Origin of the sequence: Faecalimonas sp. LCP19S3_D12, from assembly GCF_052121495.1 — a bacterium.
Classification (GTDB): domain Bacteria; phylum Bacillota; class Clostridia; order Lachnospirales; family Lachnospiraceae; genus Faecalimonas.
In genome coordinates this window covers 1-603 of the sequence record NZ_JBQKED010000126.1, presented here as the reverse complement: position 1 = coordinate 603, position 603 = coordinate 1, and the positions used below count along the sequence as shown (strand labels likewise).

Here is a 603-nt window from a genome sequence, read left to right as displayed (position 1 = left end):
CAAATGGGAAAAGAAAGACCCGGAAAACGGGCGGTATATGTGGGACTTCTCCGTTATCAAAGACCTTTTGATGAATCCCGTCTACACCGGGGCGATTGCTTCCCAGAAAAAAGACTACCGCTTCAAAATCGGCACGATTGGGGAAAAGAAGCCGGAGGACTGGATTGTGGTGGAGGGACAGCATGAACCGCTGATTGACCGCATGAGTTTTGACATTGTGCAGAACAAGCTGAAATCCCGCCAGCGTCCGGGGCAGACCAATGAAATCAGCCTGTTTGCCGGACTGCTAAAATGCGGCGAGTGTGGGAAGTCGCTGACGATACGCTACACAAACGCAAAACATCCCCAGCGGATTTACTCCTGCAAGACCTACAATGCCTTTGGAAAGAACCACTGCACCCAGCACCGGATTGATTATGACACCCTTTACAGCCATGTGCTGCGGAAAATACGGGAATGTGCCAGAGCTGCCCTGATGGACGGGGAAGCGGTTGCCGACCGCCTGACCAATACCTGTGAAGCCGAGCAGCGGGAACAGCGGGAAGCAATGGAACGCTCCCTTACAAGGGACGAGGAACGGATTGAGGTTCTGGACAAAATGGT

1 protein-coding gene is annotated in these 603 nt (G+C 52.9%); it reads left to right on the top strand.

All coding sequences use genetic code 11. The features are described from left to right. Nucleotides 1–603, top strand: a 603-nt coding sequence (locus ACTQXY_RS15545) for a recombinase zinc beta ribbon domain-containing protein (protein WP_441660219.1), incomplete at both ends; no start/stop codon positions are given.